12 protein-coding genes are annotated in these 25,701 nt (G+C 68.7%); 4 read left to right on the forward strand and 8 right to left on the reverse strand.

The genetic code is table 11. From position 1 onward, the window contains the following. Positions 1 to 89 precede the first annotated feature (89 nt). Positions 90 to 1,982: a tetratricopeptide repeat protein gene (locus Q0Z83_RS19665; RefSeq protein WP_317795409.1), complete on the reverse strand. Its 1,893-nt coding sequence runs from the start codon at positions 1,980 to 1,982 to the stop codon at positions 90 to 92. 393 nt (positions 1,983 to 2,375) lie between these two features. Next, positions 2,376 to 3,626, reverse strand: coding sequence for a hypothetical protein (locus Q0Z83_RS19670; protein ID WP_317795410.1), 1,251 nt, complete (start codon positions 3,624 to 3,626; stop codon positions 2,376 to 2,378). A gap of 392 nt (positions 3,627 to 4,018) precedes the next feature. Here Q0Z83_RS19670 and Q0Z83_RS19675 point away from each other — a divergent pair, with 392 nt between their 5' ends. Further along, positions 4,019 to 4,162: a hypothetical protein gene (locus Q0Z83_RS19675; RefSeq protein WP_317795411.1), complete on the forward strand. Its 144-nt coding sequence runs from the start codon at positions 4,019 to 4,021 to the stop codon at positions 4,160 to 4,162. Between the two features lie 536 nt (positions 4,163 to 4,698). Here the strand turns inward: Q0Z83_RS19675 and Q0Z83_RS19680 are convergent. The 4 genes from Q0Z83_RS19680 to Q0Z83_RS19695 form a co-directional block, all read right to left on the reverse strand. After that, positions 4,699 to 5,373, reverse strand: coding sequence for a hypothetical protein (locus Q0Z83_RS19680; protein WP_317795412.1), 675 nt, complete (start codon positions 5,371 to 5,373; stop codon positions 4,699 to 4,701). Positions 5,374 to 6,477: 1,104 nt separating this feature from the next. Continuing rightward, positions 6,478 to 7,647 carry an AfsR/SARP family transcriptional regulator gene (locus tag Q0Z83_RS19685; RefSeq protein ID WP_317795413.1) on the reverse strand — a complete coding sequence of 390 codons (1,170 nt, stop codon included), beginning with the start codon at positions 7,645 to 7,647 and terminating at the stop codon, positions 6,478 to 6,480. A gap of 182 nt (positions 7,648 to 7,829) precedes the next feature. Continuing rightward, positions 7,830 to 8,717, reverse strand: a complete 888-nt coding sequence (locus tag Q0Z83_RS19690) for a hypothetical protein (RefSeq protein WP_317795414.1) — start codon at positions 8,715 to 8,717, stop codon at positions 7,830 to 7,832. Continuing rightward, entirely contained in the window at positions 8,717 to 17,836 is a 9,120-nt protein-coding gene (locus Q0Z83_RS19695) for a SpvB/TcaC N-terminal domain-containing protein (protein ID WP_317795415.1), read from the reverse strand. The genes Q0Z83_RS19690 and Q0Z83_RS19695 overlap by 1 nt, the downstream gene beginning before the upstream one ends. A gap of 169 nt (positions 17,837 to 18,005) precedes the next feature. Here Q0Z83_RS19695 and Q0Z83_RS19700 point away from each other — a divergent pair, with 169 nt between their 5' ends. After that, positions 18,006 to 18,227, forward strand: a complete 222-nt coding sequence (locus Q0Z83_RS19700; RefSeq protein WP_317795416.1) for a hypothetical protein — start codon at positions 18,006 to 18,008, stop codon at positions 18,225 to 18,227. A gap of 219 nt (positions 18,228 to 18,446) precedes the next feature. On the opposite strand, the gene Q0Z83_RS19705 is transcribed toward Q0Z83_RS19700, so the two are convergent. Continuing rightward, positions 18,447 to 19,070: a carbonic anhydrase gene (locus tag Q0Z83_RS19705; RefSeq protein ID WP_317795417.1), complete on the reverse strand. Its 624-nt coding sequence runs from the start codon at positions 19,068 to 19,070 to the stop codon at positions 18,447 to 18,449. A gap of 207 nt (positions 19,071 to 19,277) precedes the next feature. On the opposite strand from Q0Z83_RS19705, the gene Q0Z83_RS19710 reads away from it, so the two are divergent. Then, a complete protein-coding gene (locus Q0Z83_RS19710; RefSeq protein ID WP_317795418.1) occupies positions 19,278 to 21,386 on the forward strand; it encodes a methyl-accepting chemotaxis protein in 2,109 nt (702 codons plus the stop codon). Then, a complete protein-coding gene (locus Q0Z83_RS19715) occupies positions 21,383 to 22,861 on the forward strand; it encodes a chemotaxis protein CheW (protein WP_317795419.1) in 1,479 nt (492 codons plus the stop codon). The genes Q0Z83_RS19710 and Q0Z83_RS19715 overlap by 4 nt, the downstream gene beginning before the upstream one ends. A 578-nt stretch (positions 22,862 to 23,439) precedes the next feature. Here Q0Z83_RS19715 and Q0Z83_RS19720 read toward each other — a convergent pair. Further along, positions 23,440 to 25,035, reverse strand: a complete 1,596-nt coding sequence (locus Q0Z83_RS19720; RefSeq protein WP_317795420.1) for a methyl-accepting chemotaxis protein — start codon at positions 25,033 to 25,035, stop codon at positions 23,440 to 23,442. Positions 25,036 to 25,701 lie beyond the last annotated feature (666 nt).

Consider the following 25,701-nt stretch of genomic DNA (forward strand, 5'->3'; position numbering starts at 1 on the left):
CGGTGCATCGGCAGCGATCCGGATCCGCGCCTGGCTGGCCTGCCGGGCCAGCAGCAGGACCGCTGGGTAGCCGAGGATCCCCACCAAGCTCATTCATGCGCGTCGACCATGCCAGGGGCCTCCGCCATCTGTGCGCACAGTTCGGTGAGGACCGCGTGATGGTGCCGGACCAGCTCGATCGTCTCGTTGAACCCGCCCGGATGGGCGGCGGCGAGCCGCCGGTAGCGGGCCAGCGCCTCGCCCGCCGCGCTGAGCGCCGCCGGGTACCGACCCGCTTGATGCAGCGCGACGGAGTTCAGGTGGTTGGCCCGAGCCAGCTGTATCTCAAGCCGATCGAGGTGTGGCGTGGCCAGCCCGAGGTAGAGGGCAGTCGCTTGCTCTGCTGCCTGTGATGCCCGCAGCGGATCCTTGGACACGACCTGCGTGGCGAGGTCGAGCAGGGTGGTGGCGTACTGCTCCTGGTGGGTCACCGGATCGGTAGCGGCCAGGCCCCGGTATCGGGCGACCGCCTCCTCGACGGCCGTCACGCCGGCGTCGGGAGCGAGCGCCGCGAGCCGGGCCACCTGTTCCCTCGCCTTATCGACGTCGGCTGCGTGCTGCGCCGGTGACCCGGCGGCCAGTTCTGTGAAACGTGCCAGGGACTGCTCGGCGGGCACCAGAGCCTCGTCGTATCGGCCCGCGTTGGTCAACGCGCTCGCCAGGTTGGCCAGCGACATCGCCAGTGCCGGCCGGAATTGCTCTGGTTGGTCCTCGGCCAGCGCCCGGAAGAGCTCGACGGCCTCCGTCATCCGCTCAACCGCCTCGTCGTACCGGTGCTTCTCGCGCAGCATGTTTCCGACGTTGTTCAGGGCGATGGCCAGTGCCGGCCGGTGGGAGGCAGGGTCTTCCGCGGCAAGCCGACGGTTCCGGTCGACCTCCTGCCCGGCGGCCACGATGGCGTCCGCCACCGCACCCGACGCGAGCAAGTCCAGCGCGGAGGGCTCAGCCGGAACACCTGCCAGCGCCGAGACTGCGAGCAGCCCGGACCACGAGGCGCCCGGGTCGGCCGCACGCATCTGCCGGAACACACCGACCGCTTGCCGGGCCAGGTAGGCGGCCTCGTCTGCGCGGTCGGCCTCCGCGAGATACCGGGCCAGCTTCAACATTGCGTCGAGCATCGCTAACAGAGCGTTTCGGGTGTGGTCGTCCTGCGGTTCCGGCAACGGCGTCGTGGCTGCTTCCCGCCTTACCATCGCAGACTCGGCCGTTCGCCCCTGATTCTCCAGCGATGTGGCCACCCCGTCCGCCACCAGCAGGTACATCGACCGGTAGTCCGGGTCCGCGGCGAACAGCGCCCGATAGATCTCCAGCACCCCGATCCTGACCTCGAGTGCCTCGTCGGCATGTCCCGTCTCCCAGAGGACGACGCCGTAGTTCCACAGCGCCTCGGCGTAAGCGGCGTCGGGCACCACTATCGCTGAGGTGCCGGCTTCGGCACGGTACAGCCGAACCGCCTCCTCGAGCGGCGCAATCGCCTGCGCCGTCGAGCCGTCGAGGTGCTGCATGAAGCCGAGTCGGTTCAGCGCAGCGGCCAGGCCCGCGCGGTGCCCGGCCGGGTCGGTGTCGTCGACGGCCCGGTACAGCATCACCGCCTCCGCAGCCGCTTCCACGGCGTCGGGCATGCGTTCTGCTCTGCACCATGCCCACGCCATCACGTGCAGTTGCCCGGCCAGCGCGGGCCTGTATCGCGGCGGGTCCACCGCGGCGAGCCGACGGCTCTCCTCGACCGCGAGCTGGCACATGCCGACGGCGGTGCTGATCAGCTCGGTCTCGACCATCAGGCCGCCCACTTCCCCGAGAAGCCGCACGAACTCAGGGTCCGGCCCGGTGTTGACTGCCGGGTTCGAGTCGATCTCGGACCGACCCGAATCGGCCACCGGCGGTGCCTCCGCGTCGCCTGCACCCCTATTCTCACCTTGCCACCAGCGCACCAGCGCCTCCATATGCTGTCGATGCAACAGGTGACGATCTGTAGCCAGATCCCCACCGTGGTCATCCGGACCGCCACCGGTTGACCCGGCCCGGGGCGCCATGCTTGTCGAGCCGCGACAACCGGAGACTCAGCATCACTACATCGCTTGACGTCGACGGGTGGCCTGAGCGATCGGCTGCGGTCCGGACTCCAAGTGCCCGACTCGCAGGTGAAACTTGAGCCGTGTAGGGGGGCATGCTAGCGGCGGCGCATGCGCGGACAGAGCAATATTGGACACGGCTGGACAGTGCGGAGGGATCCCCCGACCTCAGGATCCAAGGTTCGAGTGTCCAAGCTCCCGGTGCAAGGCCCCTTTGACCACACGGGCGGGCCCTTCTCATCGCGGTGAGCTACCGGTGGTTGCTCAGGACGGACCTCCGCGCTGTCTGATCCGCTCCCGCCACGTGACCAGGTCACCGCCGTAGGCACCGATGCCAACCGCGTCCACCAACCCGTCCAGCAGCTCCGCCCAGAACGTCGGCACGGCACCGCCCCGCTCGGACACGAGCGCGAACATCACGTGGGCCTCCACACAGATGCGTACCCCCTCGGTGGGTGCAGCCGGCAGCGTGGCCAGCCCCACCCGCCCGAGCGCCTCGGCCCGCTCCGCCGCTCGCGCCGGTTCGCAGCGTTGTGACGGGGACACCATCGCGGTGCCCGGCTCGTCGGTGGCCAGGTCCAGCACGTCGGCTACACCGTCGACGCCGCACTCCGCGGCACGCCGCAGCGCGACCCCGAGGGAGAGGCCGAGGCGCTGCTGCTCTGCCGGCAGGTCCTGGACCACGGCGAGTTCCTCATCCGCGGCGGCTGCGTCGATCGCACGCGCCTGGCGGATCCGTGCCGCACCCGTCCCCGGCTGACCGGCCGCCACCAGATGCGCCCCGTGTCGCGCGACCGCTGCCGCCAGCCACCACCGGTGCCCGTCCCCGCCGTGCTCCACCAGACCCTGCGCGAGCTGCACGGCGATGCCGTCCGCCGACAGAGCCAGCCCCAGCCTGTCTCGGGCGGCATGGACCCGACCGGCCACCCGGCACGACTCCAACAGCGAGGTCAAGTAGGCCGTTGCCTGCGGGGTGGTGCCGAAGGCGGCAAGATTGGCCATGAAACTCCGGACAGCCTCGTCGGCGGATGCGCACGCCAGGTCCGGGTCGCCGGAGCGGGACAGGATCCCCGCGTTCATCCCCAGCACTCTGATCAGGTCGGGCAGATGCTGAGACCCGTCCGGGCCGGCGACCAGGTCGCGGTAGGAGGCCAGCGCCAAGTCGCTCTCCACCACCGCACTGGACGCCCAGCCCAGCAGCGACATCGAGGCGGCGTGGCGGACCCGGACATCGGCGATCAGTGGCACCATGCCCGGCTCGCCGGCCGCCTGAAGCCGCTCGTACGCCGCCCGGCTCTCCTGCAGAGCATCGACGGCCTCGAGAGCGCGGCCCAACCGGTTCAGGATCGAGGCCAACCCGTACAACATCGCCGCAAGTTCCTGCAGATGGACCGGTTCGCTGTACGCCGCAACGAGCTCACGGCCCAGCGCCACACCCTCCAGGACGCCATCCAGCGACTGCTCGGCATGCCCGGCGGCCTGCAGTTGCAGAGCCCGCTCCTTCAGCTGGACCATGCGGGCAACTCGAGGATCCTCCCGCCAATCCGGCGGCGGGGCCGGCTCCGCCAGCGGATGGTCCCGATCACCGCGCTTCCACCAGGCCATGCGTATCCCTCTCGATAATGACTCCGCTGTGCACCAACGGACCTTCAGGGTCTGTGGATCTTTGGCTTGTGGGTCTGCGGACGTTTTCGTGGGGTGGTGTTCATGATCGTCCGGGTATTGGTGGCGGAAGCCGCGGCGGCGGGCACGACCATGGCGACCAGGCCAGTGGCGGAGTGGTGGCCGCAGCCTTGGCGGGTCAGCAGTCGTGGAGGGGTGTTGTTGGCCTCGACCCGGCGCCGGACAGGCCACAGTCGAGCATGTTGTGGATCTGGTAGAGGTGTCGGCGGACGGCGAGTTTCGAGATGGATCTCGGCACCGAGAGCCTGACCGTCCTCGCCAACAAAATCATCAACGACGTACGGCTCGCGGACATGACCCGCTGGCGGTGGCCGGTGCTGTTCAGGCTGCCCTCGACCCGCCGCGAACTCAACCCCGTCAACTCCTGACCGACACCACGATCCCCAACCTGGTGGCCACCGCTGCCGGTAACCACGCCGCCACCACCGGGCGGTCACCTGCCGAGAACATGTGATGGCTGCACGGCTACCACAGTTCCCGACTACGCCTTTCCGAACTTCCTCATCACGTGCTACAGCGATGAGCGCCGGCGCCCTTTCTCAGCGGGACACCGGCCAGCGCAGCACCACGGCATCGAACTCGGCTCTCGGCCAGAACATCACCACCGGGCCCAGCGCACGGCCGCCCTGCCCAGCCACGGTGTCCCGCATACCGACGGACGATCATCCCGGCCGTCAGCATCGGCCAGAGGCTGTTCTCCAATACACGGCCGAGCCTGGTTTGCGACGCCGTCAGCCGAGCATCGTGGAGGACCGCCCGGGAACGGTGGAAACGGCAGAGCGGTGATCACCGAGCGCCAGACCGCGCCTCGTCACACCGCTCGACAGACAGTCCCGAGCAGATGCCGCCGTCCGAGTTGGCGGAGGACGGCATCGGTCGCGCCATGGGCCCGGCGTAAGCGGCGTTATGCCAGTGTGTAGCCGAGAAGGCCCTCGACCCGCTGGCCCTCGCAGTTGGAGTCATTGGAATCGAAATGCTCCGCCCCAGCCAGGCACCGGTACAGGCGCTTGGCGGCGACGCTCGCCGGTGGCGTCTGGTGGATGAAGCCCAGGCGGGTGCCGTACCGCTGGCCCTCGCAGTTGACGTCAGAGGAGGTGAACGTGTCACGGGAGCCGCTGGCGCACTGGTACAGCGCGACGGTGCCCGGCCTCTGTGTGCTGTGCAGCCTGCCGAGGTCGCCTTCGTAGGTGGCGCGGAAGGTGCGCCAGGTGGTGCTGAGATGTTCACCGTTGCTGATGTAGCGGTTGAGCATCATCGTGTCCGGCAGGTAGAAGGGTTCGCCGGTGCAGGTGACCCATACGGTGTGCTGGTACTGAGGGTAGCCATGGATCGTGAACGCGAGAAGTTCTGTCTGGGTCACGCGGCAGTCGGTAGTGTTCCAGGTAAGGCTTGCCGATTGGAACGCCGTGCGGGTTGCGCTGTCCAGTGACGCTGGCTGGCTCACGGAGGGATCAGATACCCCCACGAAGGTGTTGCTGACAGGCCCCAGGGCAGCGGCGGAAGCAGGGCTTGCCGGCGCGACTACAACGGCAAGCACGAGCCCGGCGGCCAGGACGGCCGCACCGACCTGGCGGCTCATGCCTTTGAGTGAACGGCGAACAGACGCCACGGCAAATCCCTTCTATCCCCGGCTTCTGCGTAACCGGGCCGATGAGAGAGACAGTGTTTCGCGGCCGCCCGCCCTGATCCGACGATGTTGGACATCAATGGACACGGGGTAACGACGATCTACAAACATGACCACGGCACGCACCGCGCCGTGACTGACGACCTGCGCCGGCCGCCAGTGCACCCGAGCCGGCATGGATTGCCGGACCCGGGCGCGCCGACCAGCAGCACCGACGTCGGCGCCTGCACGGCTGGCAGCACCGCAGCGGTCACGTCCGGGCGCAGGTGTCAGCCGTGCGCGCGGCACCAGGCGAAAGCCGGCGGGCTTGGCCCGCGACTACGAGATCAGCTCCGCGAGACCCCCTACGCTTACCTGCGCCCCGAAGTGTCCGCGAGCTGGCTGCATGCGCCACCGGGAGAGGTGCTGCTCCTGTCGGGCGCCGGCAGCCCGAATCCGCGGGCGGCCAGCAGACACCGGCTCCCTGCCTCGTTGCAGCAGGGCGACGATCGACGCAGACCGCTGCCCGAGCCACCCGATCGGCTGCGAAATCCGATGGTCCGTAATGGTGGAAACCCTCGCGTCGTTTAGGTTCTGGACGAACACGGTCAGGGAAGGGGCCTGTCGACTTATATGGCTGAGGCGGTCACGATCGATCAACTCATCGCAGGAACCCACGGCGACCTCGCAACTGATGTTGGACAGCATCAGTGAGGAGATCGCCGCAGCGGCAGCGGGAGGGTTCCCCACGTTACGGGTGACTGCCGACAGCTTCTTCCGGACGACCCGTGTCCCGATAGCAGTAGCCCAGGCCTTCCCATCCTCGTGCTGTACCGGCGCGGAGCCCAGCCGCCCAGAACATCTGCATTGCCCGCACCGAGAAATGCGAGGCGAAGTTTGCATCCCGGACAGTTGAACTCAACTTCGGGACTCCGGCCGTTCTTGGTACGGCTCAGCGTTCGGCGACGACAAGGTCAAACGCTTCGCGTCGTTGGTGTAGCGCTTCGGCGAGTCCGGGACTGGGGCCGCCGTCAGCCGAGTTCGGTCACCCGATCACCTGATCCCCGCGACACCCGGTCACAGGTCGGTCACTGCGACCACGGCTTCGGCGAGGACCCCCAGAGCGTTCTGCACGGCCTCGCGCGCGGATTTGATGTCGACGGCATGGGCCTTCTGCGCCTCGGCGGGCTGCCCCGGCGCGTCGGCCAGGGTTCGGGCGGTGACCGCGTCCTCAATCAGTTCGAGTAGGTCCTCGGCTTGATGCCGGACCTGGTCGGCGGATGCCTTGATGGCGCTGATCCGGTGCGGTCCGTCGGCACACACCTTCTCCAACCGATCACGGGACAGCACGGAGGTGTGCTTGGCTGCTCCGGACACGACCGTGATCACTGAGGCGGCGGGCGGGCGGGCGGCGGAGAGCAGGGAGTGGACCCGACGCGGCCGCGCGGAGATCGACGAGGACACCGGCACCACCGCCGGGGCAGCCGGGAACGGATGAGGGGTCTCGCCCCGCAGCATCGCGCGGTGAAGGCGCTGGAGCTCGGCACCGGGTTCGACGCCGAGGGCGATGGAAAGGCGGTCACGGATCCAGGCATACCTCGCCACGGCCTCAGCGGTGCGGCCGACTGATTGCAGGGCGCGCAGGTAGGCTACGGCCAGAGACTCGACCAGCGGATACTCGCCGGTGAGGTCGGCGAGCCGGCCGATCACGCCGGCCGCGTTGCCCACGTCGATCTCGGCGTCGGCCCATGCCGCGACGATGCCGAGGCGCTCCTGCGCCCAGGAGGCCCGCATCCGATCGGACCAGTCGCCGGTCAGCCCGGCCAGGGGCTCACCCCGCCACAGACCAACAGCCTCGCGCAGCAGGGTGACACGCTGCTCGGAGTCACCGCTCGGATGGCGGGCCTGCCCGGTGAGGCGGCGCATCCGGTGCAGGTCGATCCGTTCGGTGTCGACGATCAGTTCATACCCACCGTCGCCACGGACGAGGTGCACGGCGACACCCGAGAGCCGAGCCGCCGTGGCGAGGACGGCCCGGACCCGGGAGAGATGTGCGCGTGCCGACGTTCGTGCGTCGCCGGGCGGTTGCTGGCCCCAGATCCGGTCGACCAGGGTGGGCCATGCAACCGGGCGATTGGCATCCACGAGCAGAGCCGCGAGGACGTGCCGCTGTCGTGGCTGGAGCGCTCCGATCGGCCGGTCACCGGCTCGAATCTCGATCGGGCCGAGGACGCGGAACTCAGTCATGCACGCCTCCCTGAAATCGATACTTAACGATTTCATGGGGTTGATGTCCGATGCAATCACCGGAAGTGACAGGGGCTTGAACCCAACCGACGACACGGTGGCCGGGTCCGGTTTGCCGCGTTACCCCCGCGACACGCCCGTTCCACCGGCCCAGGTAACCGGGAATCTCCCGGAACAGCGCGTCAGATCTCCCCGCTCACCAGTAACTGATGCAGGTGCTCGCTGACGAAGGCCTGCCGATAGGAGTCGTTGAGGAGACCGACCTCCTCGGCCTCGCTCTTCGCGACCTTGCGCAAGGTTCCCGACGGGCTCTCGGCGGCCCCGAAATCACCGAGATCCACGTTCGGGAAGATCGGATCGGGGCCGTGGTAGATATCCGGGTCGGACGGGAACGAGCTCAGCAACCGCTCGTCGTGTCCGACCACCTTCCACTTCCCGCTGATGATGAGCTGATCATCGGTGTACACCGACCTCGTGGCAGCCGAATCGATCGACGCCGCGGTGAGGCGAGGAATCGCGGCCGGCCGCCCGAACAAGCCGATCGCCGTGCCGAAACGGTTCCTCGCCGTCACCACCGCCATCCGGTAACCGGATTCACGCACTCGTATCGCCAGGATGTCTCCGACTCTCGGTCTGACGGTGGACCGAGACACCACCGCCGCCAGCCGGCTGACATCGGGGCCGCGCACGTCCTCGAAGGCGACATCGTCGTCCTGAAGAACGTCGAGGACGGCCGCCGCGAACTCATCCGGCGAGGTGGCGCGCCCCCGCACCGCGCCGACGGCGACCAGGAACGAGGCCGTCTCGGCGAATATCGCGTCGTTCAGTTCCGGTACGCGCGAGTCCCGCTGCGGCTGGTATCGCTTCCGGCCGACCTCGGCGCTGAACCCGGCGACACCGGCCGGCAGGTCGCCGCCCTCGGAGACCGAGAGCAGCGCCAAGCCGATGATCTCCAGGAACTCACCGAGCGTCGGAAGACCGCCGATGTCATCCTGGTACGAGCTGATCACCCTCCTCAACCGGAGGCGCACCTCCGGCCGGCTGTCATCGGTCGGAGAGACACCGGCCATCAGCACACCCCTCCAGAGATCCGGCGCTCGTAGGCCTCGTACTCGGCGACTTTTGCCGGGTCCAGGGGGTTCTGGCGGTTACCGCGGTAGTTGTCGCCGTCACGGCCGATGATCGTACCGTGCTGCTCGGCCAGGCGCTGTTCCATGAGATGGGATTCGCCGTAGGTCCGGGTGCCCGGCATGACCCTGATCCTGTCGCCCTTCGCATAGTCGAATCGATCGTGGTTCTTCGCGTGGCGGGATTGCACTCCGGCCGCGTCTTCATTCGGACCGAACATCCCGGAGTAGTAGACGCGGTTGTCCTTGTCGACGAGCACATAGTTGCTGTATCCCGAGCGGTTCAGGTAGGTGAACCGCTCGTCTCCGTTGTTGTGGACGAGCACCGGGGTCTCGCCGGCCAGGACGTAATAGGTGTGAACGGTCGCGACGGTCAGGTCGTGCATCGTGCGAGCGGGGACCGTGTGGTTGCGAACCGTCTCGACCGTGACCACCGTGCCGTCGGCCGTCCGTAGCCGTTCTCCGGGCCGCAGGTCCGCGGCCTCCACCCAGGCCTGCCGGGTCTCGTCCCAGAACGGGTGGTGCCGGGTGGTTCGGATGACCGCGCCGCCGGTGACGGTCAGGTCGGTCATCTCCCGGTCCTGGTTGACGTGCTTGAGCGTGATCTCCCGAACGCTCGACTTCCCGGTCAGCGGGTCGGTGGCCACCACGGTGTCGCCGGCTTGAAGTTCCCCGATCGCAACGGCCGTCCCGTCGCCGGTGAGCACCAGGGTGTCAGCCGTGAACGAGTGACAGGACCGCGCCGGTGTGGGTGAATCGACCTTCTTGGCCGCCCCCGCCGCCGAGGGTGCCCGGGCCCCTCCCGGAAGCGGCCCGACCGCGCTGGTCAGCCCAGCCGCGATTGACTCGCCGAGGTTCTGCGACTCGCCGTTGACGGCCTTGGTGACGATGTCCTCGGCCGCTCCGGCGGCGACCTCGACGGCGCCCCGAGCCAGCAGCCCGGTGCCGAGCGTGGCGCTGCCGATCGCGCCGGACACCGCCCCGCCGGCGGCGGCTCCGAGCAGTTTGCGGGCGCTGAACTCACCGGCCCGGTACTGCTGGACGCCTTCCAACCCGGCGCTGATCAGGGAGCCGAAGGCGGCGCCGGCGGCGATGTGCACCCACCGCCCGTCGGGATCGGTGATCCGGACCGGGTTGTTCGAAGCGTACGTGTACGCGGCCAGGTTGCCCGGGTTGCCGACCCCTTCGGCAGGGGCGCCGTCGAGATACGCGCCGAGTTGCGGATCGGGCGTCTGCCAGAGTGCCGTCCGCGAGTCGTAGTAGCGGGCGCCGAAGTAGTGCAGCCCGGTCTCGCCGTCCAGTTCCTTGCCGGCGAAGCCGTAGGGGCTGGGAATCGCGGTGGTCCGCTCCCCCGCCCACGACTCGCCGGTCGGCAGGTACTTGGCGTGCTCGACGACCTTGCCGGTGTTGTCGGTGCCGTACGAGGTGGAGCCGAGATGGTCGGTCTGGAAGTAGAACTGCCCGTTCTCGGACGTCCCGCTGGACTGGACCAGCTTGGACACGAGCCGGTTCTCGCCGATGAAGATGTGCTTGTAGGCGCTCTTGTTGCGCTGGGTGAACGTCTGGCTCGGGTAGACCGAGACGTTGCCCGACCCGCCGTTCTTGACGACCCGTTCGCCCGCCCCGTCGTAGACGTACTCGACCGACTTGCCCTTCGACGGGTTACAGGACGAGCCTGTGTCGGCGACCAGTTCGATGTCACTGTCGGTATCGGTCTCGTCGGTGGCCACCCCGGAGCTCGTGCTGCACGTCATCTGGTTGGCGTCGTTGTAGGTGAGCTGCAGTTTCGCCTTGTTCGGCCCAGCGCGCGAGATCATGTTGCCGTTCAGGTCGTACTTGAAGGCGAATGGCCCGGCGGTACTCGGCGCGTGCGGCTTGTCTCCGGTGTAGGCGTACGCCTGCTGATAGCTCGTCTCGGTCTGCGGTGTGGCGACGGCGACGGCGGTGACCAGGTCATGGGTCTGGTTCTTGGCGGTGATGTTGCCGACCGTGTCGTAGGTCAGTGACAACCTGTACTGGTCGGTCAGTCCCGAGGCGGGCCGGTAGGCTCCGGCCGAGCCGACGAGACGGTTCAGGTCGTCGTAGCTGAACGTCTGAGTGCTGGTACCGCCGAGACCGCCGACCGGCGCTGCCGACCCGGTGATCGAGGTGATGTTGCCGACCGGGTCGTAGTCATACGTCTGACTCTGGAACGTGACGTTGTCGGACTGGGAAGCCGCGAGCGTCGCGAGCCGCCGGTCGGTGGCGTCGTAGGCGTAGGTGGTGCGCACCCCGTTGCCGGTCTGCATGAGCACCCGCTGCTCGAAGACGTCGTAGTCGATCTTCGTGAGGTACGGGTAGTCGGTCCCGCCCTTGACCCCGGTGGCACCGTCGACGAGCCCGCCGTGGTTGTAGCGGTAGGTGAGGACCTCCCCGTCCGGGTAGGTCATCCGCTGGATGCGGTTCCACGTGTCGTACTCGTACTTCGTGGTGTAGGCGGTGGCCTTGTCCAGCCCGGCCGTCACGGTGCGTGTCTCGGCGACGGTCTCGCCGAGCGGCCCGTAACCGCGGGTCACGGTGCCGGCGGCGTCGGCCAGTTTGACGATCCGGCCCGCGCCGTTGTTCGCGGCGCCGGGGTCGCCGTAGGTGTAGGTGACGTCCGCGGACGGGGTGCTCGGGTGACGGATTCCGGTCAGGCGGTTGTGGTCGTAGTCGTACTCGATCGGCTTCTTGCGGGCGGCCAGGTTCGCGGTCTGCGTCGCGATCAGATTGCCGGCCAGGTCGTAGGTGTACTGTGTCTTCCCGGTGTCCGGCGTGACCATCGACGTGCGCTGCCCGAACGTGTCGTAGGTCGCCTTGGTGGTATTGCCGTTGTCGTCGGTGACCGTGGTGATCTGCCCCAGCGCGTCGTACGCATATGACGTCCACGCCCCGGGCTCCCGCACCGCTACCGGCCGCAGGTGCACGTCGGTGTAGGTCTGGCTGGTGACGCCCTTCGCGTCGGTGACCGCGGTCTCGAACTGGGTGCCACCGGCACGGTCCGCGCCGAACCCGAAGGCGGCCGTGGTGACGGCCCCGTCCGGCAGTACCGTCCGGACGGCGCGGTCCAGCACGTCGTAACTGATCCGGGTCGGGGTGACCGGGTCGACCTTGGTGCTGAACCGGGTGTTGAGGACGCCCTTGGCCTCACTCACCGGGTACGACTGGGCGACGACCCGGCCCGCGAAGTCGTAGACGACGCGGCCGGAGACGGTCATCGCCTCGACACCACCGAGGGTGGCGTCCTTCTTGGTCTGGACGATCCGGCCGAGCCCGTCGGTGAAGGTGATGGTGTCGATCGAGTTGGTCTTGATCGAGCCGTCGGCGTTGCGGTCGACGTTGCGGGTGATCGCGTACGGGACGGCGGCCTCGGGGTGGTATTCGATGTCGACGGTCGGATGGTTGGCGGCGGTCTCGTACGGGCCGGTGATCGAGTCGGCCCGGCCGTACTCGTCGTACAGTGTCCGCTGCTGATGCCCGTTGGTGTCGGTACTGGTCTCGGGCCGCCCGAACTTCAGGTTGTGGCTGGTCTCCGACCGGTACCCGAAGCTGTCGGTGACCGAGGTGACGTGGGTGGTGAGCGCCGGGTCGTAGGTGTAGACGAGCTTGAACCGCTCCTTCTTCTCATTCTCCGGCTCGACGACGGTCAGTACGTTGCCGTACGCGTCGTAGGTCAGGTCGGTCTTGGCGACGCCGCCGTCGGCCAGAACGGCCCGGTGCTGCTTGATGTCGCCGGTGGCACAGTCCACGGTGGCCTCGGTGTGACGCATCAGCACCCCGCCGCCGCGGACGTCGACGGCCTTGACCGCTCCGACGATCCCGGACGTCTTGCAGGCGGTGTCCTCGTACGTGTAGCGGATCTTCGTCTCGACGTCGTCGTCGGCGCCCGCCTCGCCGGCCTCGAACGACCGGATGAGATTGCCGACGTCGTCATAGCTCATCTGTGACGACGTGGTCTTGCCCGGCGTCTCGCGGCCCTCGTAGAAGTTCTGCGTCGTCGCGACCAGTTGCGGGAACACCACCAGCGTGGCGACCTCACGCTGCTGGTAGGTGTTGACCGACTCGACGAAGAGCCGGCCCTGCCCGTCCGCGGTCGCGGTCCGCGTCACCAGGCCGCGTGTGTAGTGGCTGTCGGTGGCGTACTCGCTGGTGGTGACCCGCTGCACGGCCGACCCGGCGGCCGGCTCCCGCTGCTCGGTGACCACGTTCGTGTAGCCGCGGAAGAGCCGCTCGAAGCGGTCGTAGACGCCGCCGGCGTAGCGGAACGTGCTGACCTGGGTGTCCTGCCCGTCCCCGGGCCGCCCGTCGAAGAGCGCCACCCGCGACAGTACGAACCGTGACTGCGGCTGGTCGTAGGTGTTGCCGTCGCGGGTGTAGTCGAGGTCGATCCGCGACCCCATCGGCCGGTTCACGGTCTTGAGCAGGTTGGTCCGGCCGGTGGTGTTCTGCGCGACCGTGAGCTGGTTGTCGCGGGTGGAGCGCAGCTGGTCGGCGTACCCGTCGCCGTTGATGTCGCGGAGCGCCTGTTCGGCGCGCCCGATGCCGCTGGAGACGCTGGCACCCGGGTTGGTGATCACGCAGCCGGCGATGATCAGGAAGCAGGCGGAGAAGGTGACGTAGGCGCCCCCGCCGACCTGTGCGTTCGCGTCGTCGTTGATGCCGGCCGCGCCGCCGTGGAACGGCACCGGCTCGGCGAACCCGCTACCGGTGTTGATCGCGACCCGGATCGGGTTGCCCTCGAAGATCCGGTCGGCGAGCCCGTCTCCGGTCACGTCGAGCAGGCTCTCCTTGGTGGAACTGTGCCCGACGCTGTAGGAGGCGCCGCCCGCGAAGCCGTAGAAGTCGGTGTTGAAGCCGATGTTGGCGCCGCTGTTCTCGGTGGCGCCGTCGTTGAGAACGCCACCGGGCCACGGCTCCGGCGCGGCGAACCGGTAGCCCAGGTTCAGTGCAGCCCGCCCGTCGGCGTAGACCCGGTCGGGCAGGCCGTCACCGTTGATGTCGGCCAGGTCGAACGCGGTGTCCGAGGTGCCGGTGCCGAGGCTGCCACCAATGCCGAGCGGCGGCATGTCGTTGCCGCTCACCGCGGTGTTGGCGGTGTCCGAGGCGGGCGGTGCCATGTCGCCGAGGCCGGTGGTGATCGTGCGTGCGGCGCTGCCGGCGCTGGCGTTGCCGGCCATCGTGGAGGTACGCCGCACGGCGGAGTCCGGCAGGGTGGCCCGACGGTCGCCGAGGGCTCCGCTCGGTTCGGTGTACTGGATTCCGGAGCCGCCGACCACGTCCGGGAAACCGTCGCCGTTGAGGTCGAGATAGTCGGTGATGGCGCTGCTGTCGCCGGTGGACACGCTGCCGCCGACGCTGCCGACGGGTAGACCGGCACCGCCGGTCAGCGAGATCTGCTTCGACCGTGCGGTCCGCGGCACAGCGGTGGCGGTGGCGAGGTCCTCGGCGGTCGGCACCACGATCGACTCGGTGCCGAGCCGGGAGCTCGCGGCAGACGCGGGGCCGGCCCAGAGCCGCTCGTCTGCGCTCCACCGGTTGGTGGCCGGATCCGGGGTGTAGGGGAACACCTTCGGCGGGGTGACCCTCGGGTCGGCGGCGAACTCGTCGCGCTGCGCCTGCGGGTCCACGGACTCCGGCAGCTGGTCACGGTACGATTCGTCGATCACCAGGTCGGCCTGGACGATCGGTTGTGCGGCCCGGTTGCGGTTGCCGTTGTAGCCGATCACACCCCATCCGCGGTACGGCTGAGCGAACGCACCCTCCGCGACGGTGCTGTGCAGGGCGCTGGGTGCACCGGACAGTTCCTCCGGCGTGTAGCCGACCTGCACCGAGTGGCCGGCCGGGCGGGCGCCGCGGGTGCTGAAGTCGAAGAACAGCTCGTCGCCGGCGCTCACCGGCACGGTCACGGTGAGCCCTTCGATGACGGTCTCTTTGGCCAGCAGCGCGCCCCGCTTCTTCACCGTGAAGATCACCGGCTGGTCGGACTCCACGTCCGGGACGACGGTCAGTGTGCCGTCGGCCGGGGCGGTCCACGCCTGCTGCGGGGCATCGAGGCCGTCGTCGGGGTACATGTCGATGCTGTACGGCGCGTCGACCTTCAGTTCCGGCGTGGTGTAGGCCGCCTGCGGGACCCAGGTGAGCTTGCTGAGGTCGATCGGCGAGTCGGTCCGGATCCGCCAGGTGAGTTCCTGGCCCTTCTCGACCGCGATGTCCAGGTCGACCGGGATCTCGCCGGAGTCGGCCGCGGCAAGGGTGCGGCTGAATACGACCTGGCCTGCCCGGGTGATCTCGGCGGTCACGTCGTCGGTGGTGGCCGCGCTCTTGGTCAGGTTCCCGGAGAGGTGCAGGGTTCCGGTGACCGGGGCGAGCACGTTGCCGGCCCGGCCGCCGACGGTGAAGTCATCGGAGGCCGAGTAGGTGTACGGGTCGAGTCCGTTGACGTCGGTGGTGGCGGGCACGCCGGTGTAGGCGATCCGCGGGTCCCAGGTGACCCGGTCGGCGGTGCCGTCGAAACGGGACTGGACACGGAAGTAGAGGCGGTCACCGCGTTGGACGGCGACCGCACCGGTCGTGGGTGCGGCGTGGTCACCGGGATTCAGCACGGCCGACCAAAGTTCGCCGTCCTCGTGCTGGACGGCCACCCGTACCCCGTCGGCGGTCTGGTTCTGCTCTCGAACGAGAGTCACGTCACCGGTGATCGCCACGGTGCCGTCGTAGGGCGCTACCCAGCGACGGACCGTGTCGACCAGCGGATGCGAGTCGATTTCCCGTTCCCGGTCGGCGGTCAGGTCGCCGACCAGTCCCTCGGTGTCGACCGGCGCCGAACCGATCGGCGCCGGCGTCTGCGACGACAGGCCGTAGACCGGGGCGCCGTCCGCACCGATCCGGCCGAACAGCACATTCCCGCCGTTCACCACGTCGGTGATGCCGTCGGCGTTCACGTCGGCCAGGTATCGCTCGGTGGTGGTGAACGTGTCGACGTGGTCGAGTTGCGCGGCCACCCCGCCGAGGTAGCTCTCCACGCCGACGGTGGACGAGTTACTGCGCTGGCCGTGGATGCCGGGCAGATTCCGCAGTGGCGTCACCTCGTCGGCGAACCGGGCCGCCCCGCCCGGCCGGGACAGGTTCTTGCGATAGACGACGCTGCCGTCGCGGGTGAACACCTTGTCCGGCAGGTTGTCGCCGTCCACGTCGGTCAAGGCGAGCAGGCCGGAGTCCTCGGTACGGTTGAAGCCGGTCTTCACACCCACCGAATTGGTCTTGGAACGGGTCGCGCCGAACCCGACGTAGAGGTGGCCGCCGGCGCTGTCGCTGGTGTTGGCGTTGATCGCCGACGCCTGCCCGGCGGCCGCGTCGATCGCCGCGACCTTACCGTTGCGCAGACCGTCGTCCGGCGACGTCCAGCCGGTCGCCTCGAATGCCTGGTAGGCGCCGGCAGCGTCGCGGATGTCGTCGTGATAGCCGAACGTGTGCTTGTGGAAGACGGTGTTGTCCGAGCCGAACTGGGTCAGCGAGGCCAGCAGCGACTTGCCGAACGCACCGGTGGTGTACTCGAGTTCGTAGGCACGCACCGGCAGGTCGTTGAGGGTGATCTCGATCCGACGCAAAAGGTCGGCGGTGACCCGTTTGAAGCCGCCGCGCGCATCGATGGTCACGTCCCCGCGGCGGGGCTCCTCCAGCTCCCGGTCCCGGATGAACCGCACCGCATACGGGCCCTCGACCGAGGCCGTGCCGGTATAGGTGATCTCGCGCAGATAGATCTCCCGGCCCGTGACGGTGCCGCCACCGGTGTCCTCCACGATGACCGTGTGGAACCGCATCACGTTGCCGCGCGCGTCCCGGACCTCGCGCAGCACCCACTGGAAGATGTTGCCGGCATCGTCGCGCAACGTCGACTCGGCGGTGCCGCCGTAGAACGATCGCCTGCCCGTCTTGTCGATCGTCTCCCACGAATAGTTCGACGGGCCCGTCCCGTGCCGGACGACCTTCGTGAAGGCGGTCTGCACCCGAGGCTGGAAGACCTTTTCCGCGGTACGGGCCACGCGCTGGCCCCGATGCGCGACCGGCCCCAGCTGCTCGCCACCCATCAGATAGGTTTCGGTCTCCAGGCCGGTGTCGTAGCGCGGCACACCCCACCTGGTGTCCACCGTGACGGCTGTGGCCGCCAGGTTCCAGCCCACCCCCAGCCAGCCGTTCGCCGACGACGAGTCGTAGCCGACGGCGAGTTGCGGCTGAAGCCCGGCACGGCCGGGCGGAACCTCGATCGGGTACGACAGGCGCGCCTCACCGGTGCTCGCGGCAGCCGGCGGCGCCACCAGGTTGATCCCCTCGGCCGGGGAAGCCGCCTGAAGGTCCTTGATCTGCGTCGGGTTGAACTGGGTGCCCTGCGGCGATTCAGGCAGCGCGAGCACCGCGTTGACCATGTCGGTGAAGTGGTCGGTGCGGGAGATGATCAGGTGGTTCTTCTCGTCGACCGTGACCCGCTCCAGGGCCTTCCAGCAGCCGGCCGTGTCATCGAACCAGAAGGTGTGCACGTCCTGCGGGGTGAAGGTGGACGACACCGACGCCGGGTCGTACGGCAGCGCGACCTCGATCGGCTCGGCGAAGCGGTACGGGTGCGGAGTGAACCGCCAGCCCTTGCGCACGCCACCGGTGACGTTGGTCAGCTCAGCGGCCAGGCCGGGAAGATCCGCCACCGTCAGTGGCGTGACCCCGATCGTGACGGGGTTGTTCACCGCCTCCGGCCCGATGGTCAGGCGTGCTCCGTCATGCTCCACGGTGCGGGCCGGTGCGGTTGCCTCACCGGGCGTGACCGTCGCCCGAAACGACGGCCCGGTGACGGTGTGCACCGCCGGCCGTGTGGCGGCGCCGTTCGAGACGCACGTCTCCACGGGCGGGGCGCTCGCCGGGCTCACCGGCGGTCCCGAGGCGGTCACCGTCGGCGCGGGCTCGCCGCCGCCGGGCAGGGCGGTTGCCACGAGCACCAGGACGGTCAGGCAGGCCAGGATGCGGCACTGCGCCAGCGACAGTTTTCTCGTATGCATCACGGCCGACCCCGCACGCTCGATGACGAATCGGCGTAAGAATCGACCATCATCATGGTATGCGGCGTTGCGAAAACGTTGTGGAAGTGCTTCCCCGGCTACCGATGACGGACCGGGAGGTCACCGACAACCTCATCGCCTTGCGCAGAGCCCGGGCTCGCAGAGCTGCATGGGCGGCGCGCCGGCCCACGGTGGTGAGCCGCAACGGTTCGTCGAAGCGCCGCTCGGCGAAACCCATGTCCTCGACGAGGACATCGACTCCCCTGAAAGCCGTTCACCGGCGACGACGTGCTGCGCGAACTCGCCTCGGCCGGAGGAGACCAACTATGACAGCGACCGGCTGGCGCGGCCGTCCGCCGACAGCCGGGCGGTCACGCCAACCCCTGCCTGAGGTCTCCGCGGGCGGAGTCCTTTCGGGTACCGAGGGGTCGCGATACCTTCGACCGGGCCGCCCACGTGCGGCCTGCTTCGCCGTGTCTGCGCCATCGCCAGTCACCGATCATTCAGGGCGATGTCTCCACGTTACGAGGAGAAGCTGAATCCTTCGAGGTCTTTCTACGGCGTACGCCGCGCGGCCTGTCCGGTGGGACAGGCCGCGGATGGCTTCTCGTCACACCGGCAGCAGCCGTCGCAGCGGGACCGCCTCGGTGACCCGGCCGGTACGCAGCGAGTACCGGGTGGGGGTGACCGTCAGCCGGCCGGCGCGGACCGCGGCGTCGATCAGTGAAGAGCGCTCGGACAGCAGTTCCCCGGTGTGGCACGCGTGCTGCTCGACCGTCTCCTCGAAGGTCTCGGCGCCGTCGAGCCGGGCCCGCACGACGTCGGGGGCGATGCGCTCGGCCACCTCCCGGATACAGCCGGACGGCACCGCGCCCTCGTCGACCATGGCGATCGCCGCGGCCACCGCGCCGCACCCGTCGTGGCCGACGATCACGATCGAGGGCACCTCCAGACACTGCACCGCGTACTCGATCGAGCCGAGGACCGCGCCGTCGACGACGTGCCCGGCGGTGCGGACCACGAAGAGGTCACCCAGGCCCTGGTCGAAGAGGATCTCGACCGGCACCCGCGAGTCGGCGCAGCCGAGCACGATCGCCGCCGGCGCCTGAGCGCCCACCAACTCGGACCGGCGCTCCGGGCCCCGGCGCACGTCGGCCGTGCTCCGTCCCTCCACGTACCGGGCGTTGCCGGCCTGCAGAATCGCCCACGGCGATCGGGTGTCGTCTGTCGGCATGCAGAACTCCTGACTAGAAGGGCGAGGGACGCCGGTTCGCGGCAGAGTGCTCGGCAGGAAGAAGTCGGCACGGGGCCGGGCGATATGAGGACATCGGTCATACGTCGGACTTTGGCCCGTTTCATCCGCACCTCGGGTGGTTTCCTTCAACGCTGTCGGTGCCGGCCGAATGACCTGGCAACTACCAGACGAGAGAAGCGGAGAGTCATGGCGACTTCCAGGGTCAACCCGACCGACACCGATACCCAGGAGGCCCTCCTGCGGCAGGCGGAAGACGATCGGGGAAAGGTGGCCGCCCTCAACCGCTCCCAGGCGGTGATCGAGTTCGACCTGACGGGCACGATCCTGGACGTCAACGAGAAATTTCTCGCGACCATGGGCTACACCCGTGAAGAGGTGATCGGGCAGCACCACCGGATGTTCATGCCGGAGCGGGAGGCGCACGGCGCCGAGTACCGCGAGTTCTGGCGGGCGCTCGGGGCCGGCGAGTTCCAGGGCGGGGTGTACCCGCGGCTGGCCAAGAACGGCCGGCAGGTGTGGCTGCGCGCGACGTACAACCCGATCCTCGGCACCGACGGCAAGCCGGTGAAGGTGGTCAAGTTCGCCACCGACATCACCGCCGACCGGCAGCGCACCGCCGAGTTCGAGGGTAAGATCGCGGCGGTGAGCCGGTCCCGGGCGCTGATCGAGTTCGACCTGGACGGCACGATCCTGGACGCGAACCAGAACTTCCTCGACACGATGGGCTACACCCTCGACGAGGTCGTCGGCCGGCACCACCGGATGTTCATGCCGCCGGGCACCACCGACCAGCCCGATTACGTCGAGTTCTGGAAGAAGCTGACCCGCGGCGAGTTCTCCTCCGGCGAGTTCAAGCGGATGGCCAAGGGCGGCCGGGAGGTGTGGCTGCTGGCCTCGTACAACCCGGTGCTCGGCGCGGACGGCAAGCCGTTCAAGGTGTTCAAGTTCGCCGCGGACATCACCGAGGAGCAACATCGGACCGCCGAGTTCGAGGGCAAGGTGGCCGCGATCAGCCGGTCGCAGGCGGTCATCGAGTTCGACCTGGACGGCACGATCCGTACCGCGAACCAGAACTTCCTCGACACCACCGGTTACACCCTCGACGAGATCGTCGGACACCACCACCGGATGTTCGTCGACCCGGTCGAGGCCTCCGGAGCGGCGTACCAGCTGCTCTGGGAACGGCTTGCCCGTGGTGAGTTCCAGGGTGGGGAATACCGGCGCATCACCAAGAACGGCGAGGACGTGTGGCTGCAGGCCACCTACAACCCGATCCTGGACGCCGACGGACGGCCGGCCAAGGTGATCAAGTTCGCCATCGACGTCACGGCCGCCAAGCAGCGCACCGCCGAGTTCGAGGGCAAGGACACCGCGATCAGCCTCGCCCAGGCGGTCATCGAGTTCGACCTGGACGGCAACATCCTCGCCGCCAACGACAACTTCCAGCGGACCGTGGGCTACACCGCACGGGAGCTGATCGGGCAGCATCACTCGACGCTGTGCCCGCCGGACTACATCGTCTCGCCCGAGTACCGCGACTTCTGGCACCGGCTGGCGGCCGGCGAGATCCACAGCGGCCGATTCCACCGGGTCGGCAAGTACGGCCGGGAGGTGTGGATCCGGGCCAGCTACATCCCGATCCGGGACCTGCACGACAAGGTCTACAAGGTCGTCAAGTACGCGTACGACATCACCGACCAGGTCGTGCTGGAGCATCAACTGGCTACCAAGACCCGCGACATGAAGACGTCGGTGACCGCGCTGACCGCGGCGATCGACGAGATCACCGCGGCCGCCACGCAGGCGACCACGCTGGCCGACACCACCCACCACAACGCGCAGGAGGGGTACGAGGAGCTGCGCAAGTCGATCGACGCGATCGACCTGATCCAGAAGTCGTCGGAGCAGATCGCGGCGATCGTCACGGTGATCGGGGAGATCGCGGGCCAGACCAACCTGCTCGCCTTCAACGCCTCGATCGAGGCCGCCCGCGCCGGCGAGCACGGCATCGGCTTCTCCGTCGTCGCCGGTGAGGTCCGCAAGCTCGCCGAGCGGTCCTCGGCCGCGGCCCGGGAGATCACCCAGCTGATCCACGAGTCGGCGAGCCGGGTGAGCCAGGGCGCGACGGTCAGCCAGCGGGCGCAGAGCTCCTTCGGACACATCCTGTCCAACGTCGCCGAGACGAGCGACACGATCCGCCGGATCGCGGCTTCGACCGAGGAGCAGCAGACGGTGTCGCACCAGGTCGCCGAGCTCATCAACGAGCTGGTCAACAGCAACAGCGACCACTCGTGACCACGACGGCGGTCTCCACCCTCTATGGGGTCTTCCGCACCGGTGAGCTGCGCATGGCCCTACCCCTGGAGAAGCTGCGGGAGGTGATCGTCCGACCGTCCGAGTTCAGCGCGCTGCCGACCGCGGGCGCCGGGCTGCTCGGGGCGGTCAACCTGCGGCACACCGTGATTCCGGTGATCGATCCGTGCCTGCTCGCCGGGCGTGCCTCGGCGGCGGACACGGGCGAGGTGATCATCATCGTCTCCAGCGAGGGCCGGCTGTTCGGGCTGCTCGCCGACGCCATCGAGGGCTCCACCCACGTCGCGGCCGAGTCCCTGCTCGCGGTGCACATGGGCGGCGGCGGGCCGGCCCTGTTCTCGCACACCTTCGAGCGCGCCGACGACCAGGCCGTCATCGCGCTGCTGGACGCCGCCACCATCGTCGACATGCCGGGCATCCCGGCCATCGCCGACCCGGCCCAGCAGCAAGGCACGACCGACATCGCCGCGGGACAGCGGCAGGGCCCACGCCGGACCCTGCTGATGTTCGAGTGCGACGGCACCGGCCTGTCCATCGACGTCACCCACGTGCACTCGGTCGTGCCCGACCTGCAGTTGCACTCGTCGCCGCTGGACGGCCCGATCTGCCGGGGTGTGGCTCACCTGGCCGGCCACGCCGTACCGGCCATCGACCCGGTCACCCTGCTCGGGCTGCCCGAACGGTCGGCGGCCGGCGCTCACCGCGGCGTCGTGGTGGCCCTGCCGCAGGGGCTCATCGCTCTCACCGCGACCGACGTCACCGAGATCACCACCGTGCCCGCGGAGGACATCCTGCCGATGCCGATGGTGTCCAGCCCGGAGCGCGCCCTGCTGGCCGGGCTGCTCACCACGGACGGGCGGCAGTATCTGGTGCTGGACGGGCAGGCGCTGCGCGAGAACAGCGACCTGGCCGCCTTCGGCACGCTGAACATCCGGCTCGACTCGGGCCCCGCCGAGAGCGGCCGGACTCTGGGCGACACGGAGCGCGACGCGCAGCGGGTCGTCGCGAGCGTCCAGAAGTTCCTCACATACAGCGTCGGGATCGACGCCGCCACACCGCTGGAGCAGATCGACGAGATCCTGCCCTTCCCGAGCGTGCGTCTCAGCCTGGACGGGACGTCACTACTCGGCATGTTCACCCACCGCCGTAAGACGATTCCGCTGGTCAACCTCCCGGCCCTGCTCGGGCGCGGGCACACGCCGGAGCCGGAGGCCGACCGGGTGCTCCTGGTGACCCTGACCGGCGGCCCGACCGTCGGACTCGTCGTGCCCGAGCTGCGGGCCATCGAGCAGTCGCTCTGGCAGGAGCCGGAGAGCGCCGCCGGCGGGGTCCGGGAACGGCTGGTCAGCATCGGCACGCCCGAAGACCACCGGCTCCTGCCGTACGTCGACCTGATCGCCCTCGCCGCCGAGCACTTCTCGGGCGACGGGGCCGGCATCAGGGCGGGCCGGCGATGAGAGTGGCCGCCGGTCGCCGGTGAGGCGGGAAGACCGGGCGACATCCGGCGTTCGTCAGATGCGCCCGCCGCCCCGCCGGCCGGGCGGCTCGCCGTCCAGTCGCTGCTGCTCGCGCTCGGCGCGGGCGCGTTCAAGTCGCGCAGCTGCGGCTGGATCCGATCGTTCTTACCGCACTCGACGGTCTGAGCGTCCCCGGTCGGGTCCGCGCGGTTGGCGAAGCCCTTGGCCTGCTCGTCGGCGCTGGTCTCGTAGATGATCGCCTCCACGAGGCGTCGCGCGTCCGGCCCGGGGTGTCGGTCGCGGCGCGTTCCAGGGCGATGCCCACCTTGTCCAGCGAGCCGTTCTTGTAGTCGTCGCCGTCGGCCATCAGTTCGGCGGTCCAGCCGGGCACGCTGGCACGTCCGCGGTGGCGTTCCAGTCCCGGTCGGTGCGTAGGTGATCCAGTCAGCCCGGCGACAATATCCCCCGGATCATGCGTACGAGCAGGGCGATGAGTCATACCGGACCCAGCGACCGAGCAGTCCCGGCGGGGACGACTCACTAGGTAACGGGGTGGGTGTGCTCGGCTGACCCGGCTCTCAGTACCGGAAACTGGAGACGGTGGTGTCCAGGTCCTGGGAGATCCGCGCCAGCTCATCCGCGGCCGTCTGAGTCGACTGGGCGGCCGCGCGCGTGGAATCGGACAACTTGACGACCTCGTCGAGCTGGCTGCTGATCTGCGAGGTGCCGGTCGCGGCCCGGCTGAGATCGCTGGACATGCTGTTCGTCGTGGCGCTCTGCTGCTCCACGGCCGAGGCGATCGTGTTCTGGTAGTCGTTGATCCGCCCGATGACCTGCCCGATCCCGGAGATGGCGTCGACCGCGATGCGCGTGTCCGACTGGATCGCCTCGATCCGGCGGCTGATCTCCTCGGTGGCCTTGGCCGTCTCCTGGGCAAGGTCCTTGACCTCCCCGGCCACCACCGCGAATCCCTTACCGGTCTCACCCGCCCGGGCCGCCTCGATGGTCGCGTTCAGTGCCAGGAGATTCGTCTGCTCGGCGATCGCGGTGATCGCCTTGACCACGCTGTCGATCTCGGCCGACGAAGCACCGAGCTTGGCCATCACCTGTTCGGCCCGTCCGGCGCTCTGCACCGCCTCACTGGCGACCGTGGCGGCCTCGGTTGCGCTCATCGCGATCTCCCGGATCGCCGCGCCCATCTGCTCCGCACCACCGGCCACGGCGTGCACCCCTGCCGTGACCTCGTCGGCCGCCGCGTCGATGAGCTGGATCTTGGACGAGTTCTGCTCGGTGTTGCCGCTCAGATTCTGGCTGGCCGACTGCAGCTCACCGGCCCGCGCGGACAGGCTCGCCGACGCCGCGGCGAGGGTACTCATCGTCGCCCGCATCTGCGTGGCCACACGATGCACGGACCGCGACATCCGGCCGATCTCGTTCCCGGCCGAATCCGCCTGACGCTCGGTGAGATCACCATCGGCCATCGCGGCCAGGACAGCTCCGAGCCCGTCGAGCCGGCGGCTCAACGCCCGCGCCATCAGCACCGAGACGACCCCGGCAAGCAGTACACCGACCGCCAACGCAGCCAGGATGGCGATCCGGGCCGAACCCGCTGCGGACCGCGCAGCCACTGCCTGAGCCTGCGCCTGCTGCTGCGACAGTGTCCGCAGCGCATCCAGATCCGCGATCACCTGAGCAAGGGCGGGGTTGAGGGTGCTGCTGCGAAACGCCTGCCACTCCTCGAGTTTTCCCGCCTTCTTCAGAGCCGACGACTGGTCCCGCAGCTCCAGATACGTGCCCCACGAGTCCTCGAACGTCGTCATCGCCGCCCGTTCCGCGGCGGTGACGGTCAATCCGCGATATTCATCGAGGCGCACGGACACCAGATCAAGCTGGGCCTTGGTCTCGTCGGCGTACACGGCTGCCTTCGCCGGATCGGTCGCCGTCAGGTTCGACAGACTCGCCCATCGTGAATGCCAGATCAGCTGCTGAATGTCCTGGACGGTGCTGACCGGCACAAGCGACTCGGCATAGATGCTCTGCGCCCGGTCGGCAATCGCATCCATACGTTCGACGCCGACCACGGCAGCCACCACCGCCGCCAACAAGGCAACCGCCGAGGTCAACAACATGCTGGCCCGGAGACTCAAGGACCTCACCGCACCGCCCACGGCCATCGCCTCCACAATCCTCAGACCATTGCGACCCAGGCTCTTCTCTTCAGATCGGCCACAAACAGCCTGCGATGAGGGCGATGAGTACGAACATTTTCTCGCCTGCACGGCAGCCGACGCCAGCGCATCAAACGGACACTGCTCCCCCACTCGGGGGCTTCCCCGTCCGGCGCTGGTGCGCGGGCGAAGGGTGTCGGGACTGTCAAGAAACGCTCTGGCACAGAAACGGTGGTCGGTCGATGTTCGGGCCTCGGGCGGCGGACATCGTTGTCTCGCCCTCGTCGTTCGGAGAATTCGCGACGGTAAGAGTGCAACGCCGTTCGCTCTGCATGTCCGGACATAGTCACGAAACTATCTCTTGACGCGACGGACACAAGGCGGTGTACTTCGAGACAACGTTGTCCGAACCGGCGAGTTCAACGTCTTCCATCTAGTGGTCAGAGTCGCCGTCCGGAGTCCGCGGGACCTCGAGGCGTGCCGGTGCCGCTGATGAGCGGGATCGGTACAGGACCATGAGCGCCTCGTTCAGACCACGGTGCAATCCCCCTGTGTGGCCATTCGGCCACAGTGCCCGATCTGATGAACCCTCGCGAGCAGAACTCTGCGCCGCTGAACAAAGGTGAAGCTGGATGCGTGGAAATCCCCCCAGAGCGCGCCGCTCCTTCTCGG

It is taken from the genome of Actinoplanes sichuanensis (assembly GCF_033097365.1).
GTDB lineage: Bacteria > Actinomycetota > Actinomycetes > Mycobacteriales > Micromonosporaceae > Actinoplanes > Actinoplanes sichuanensis.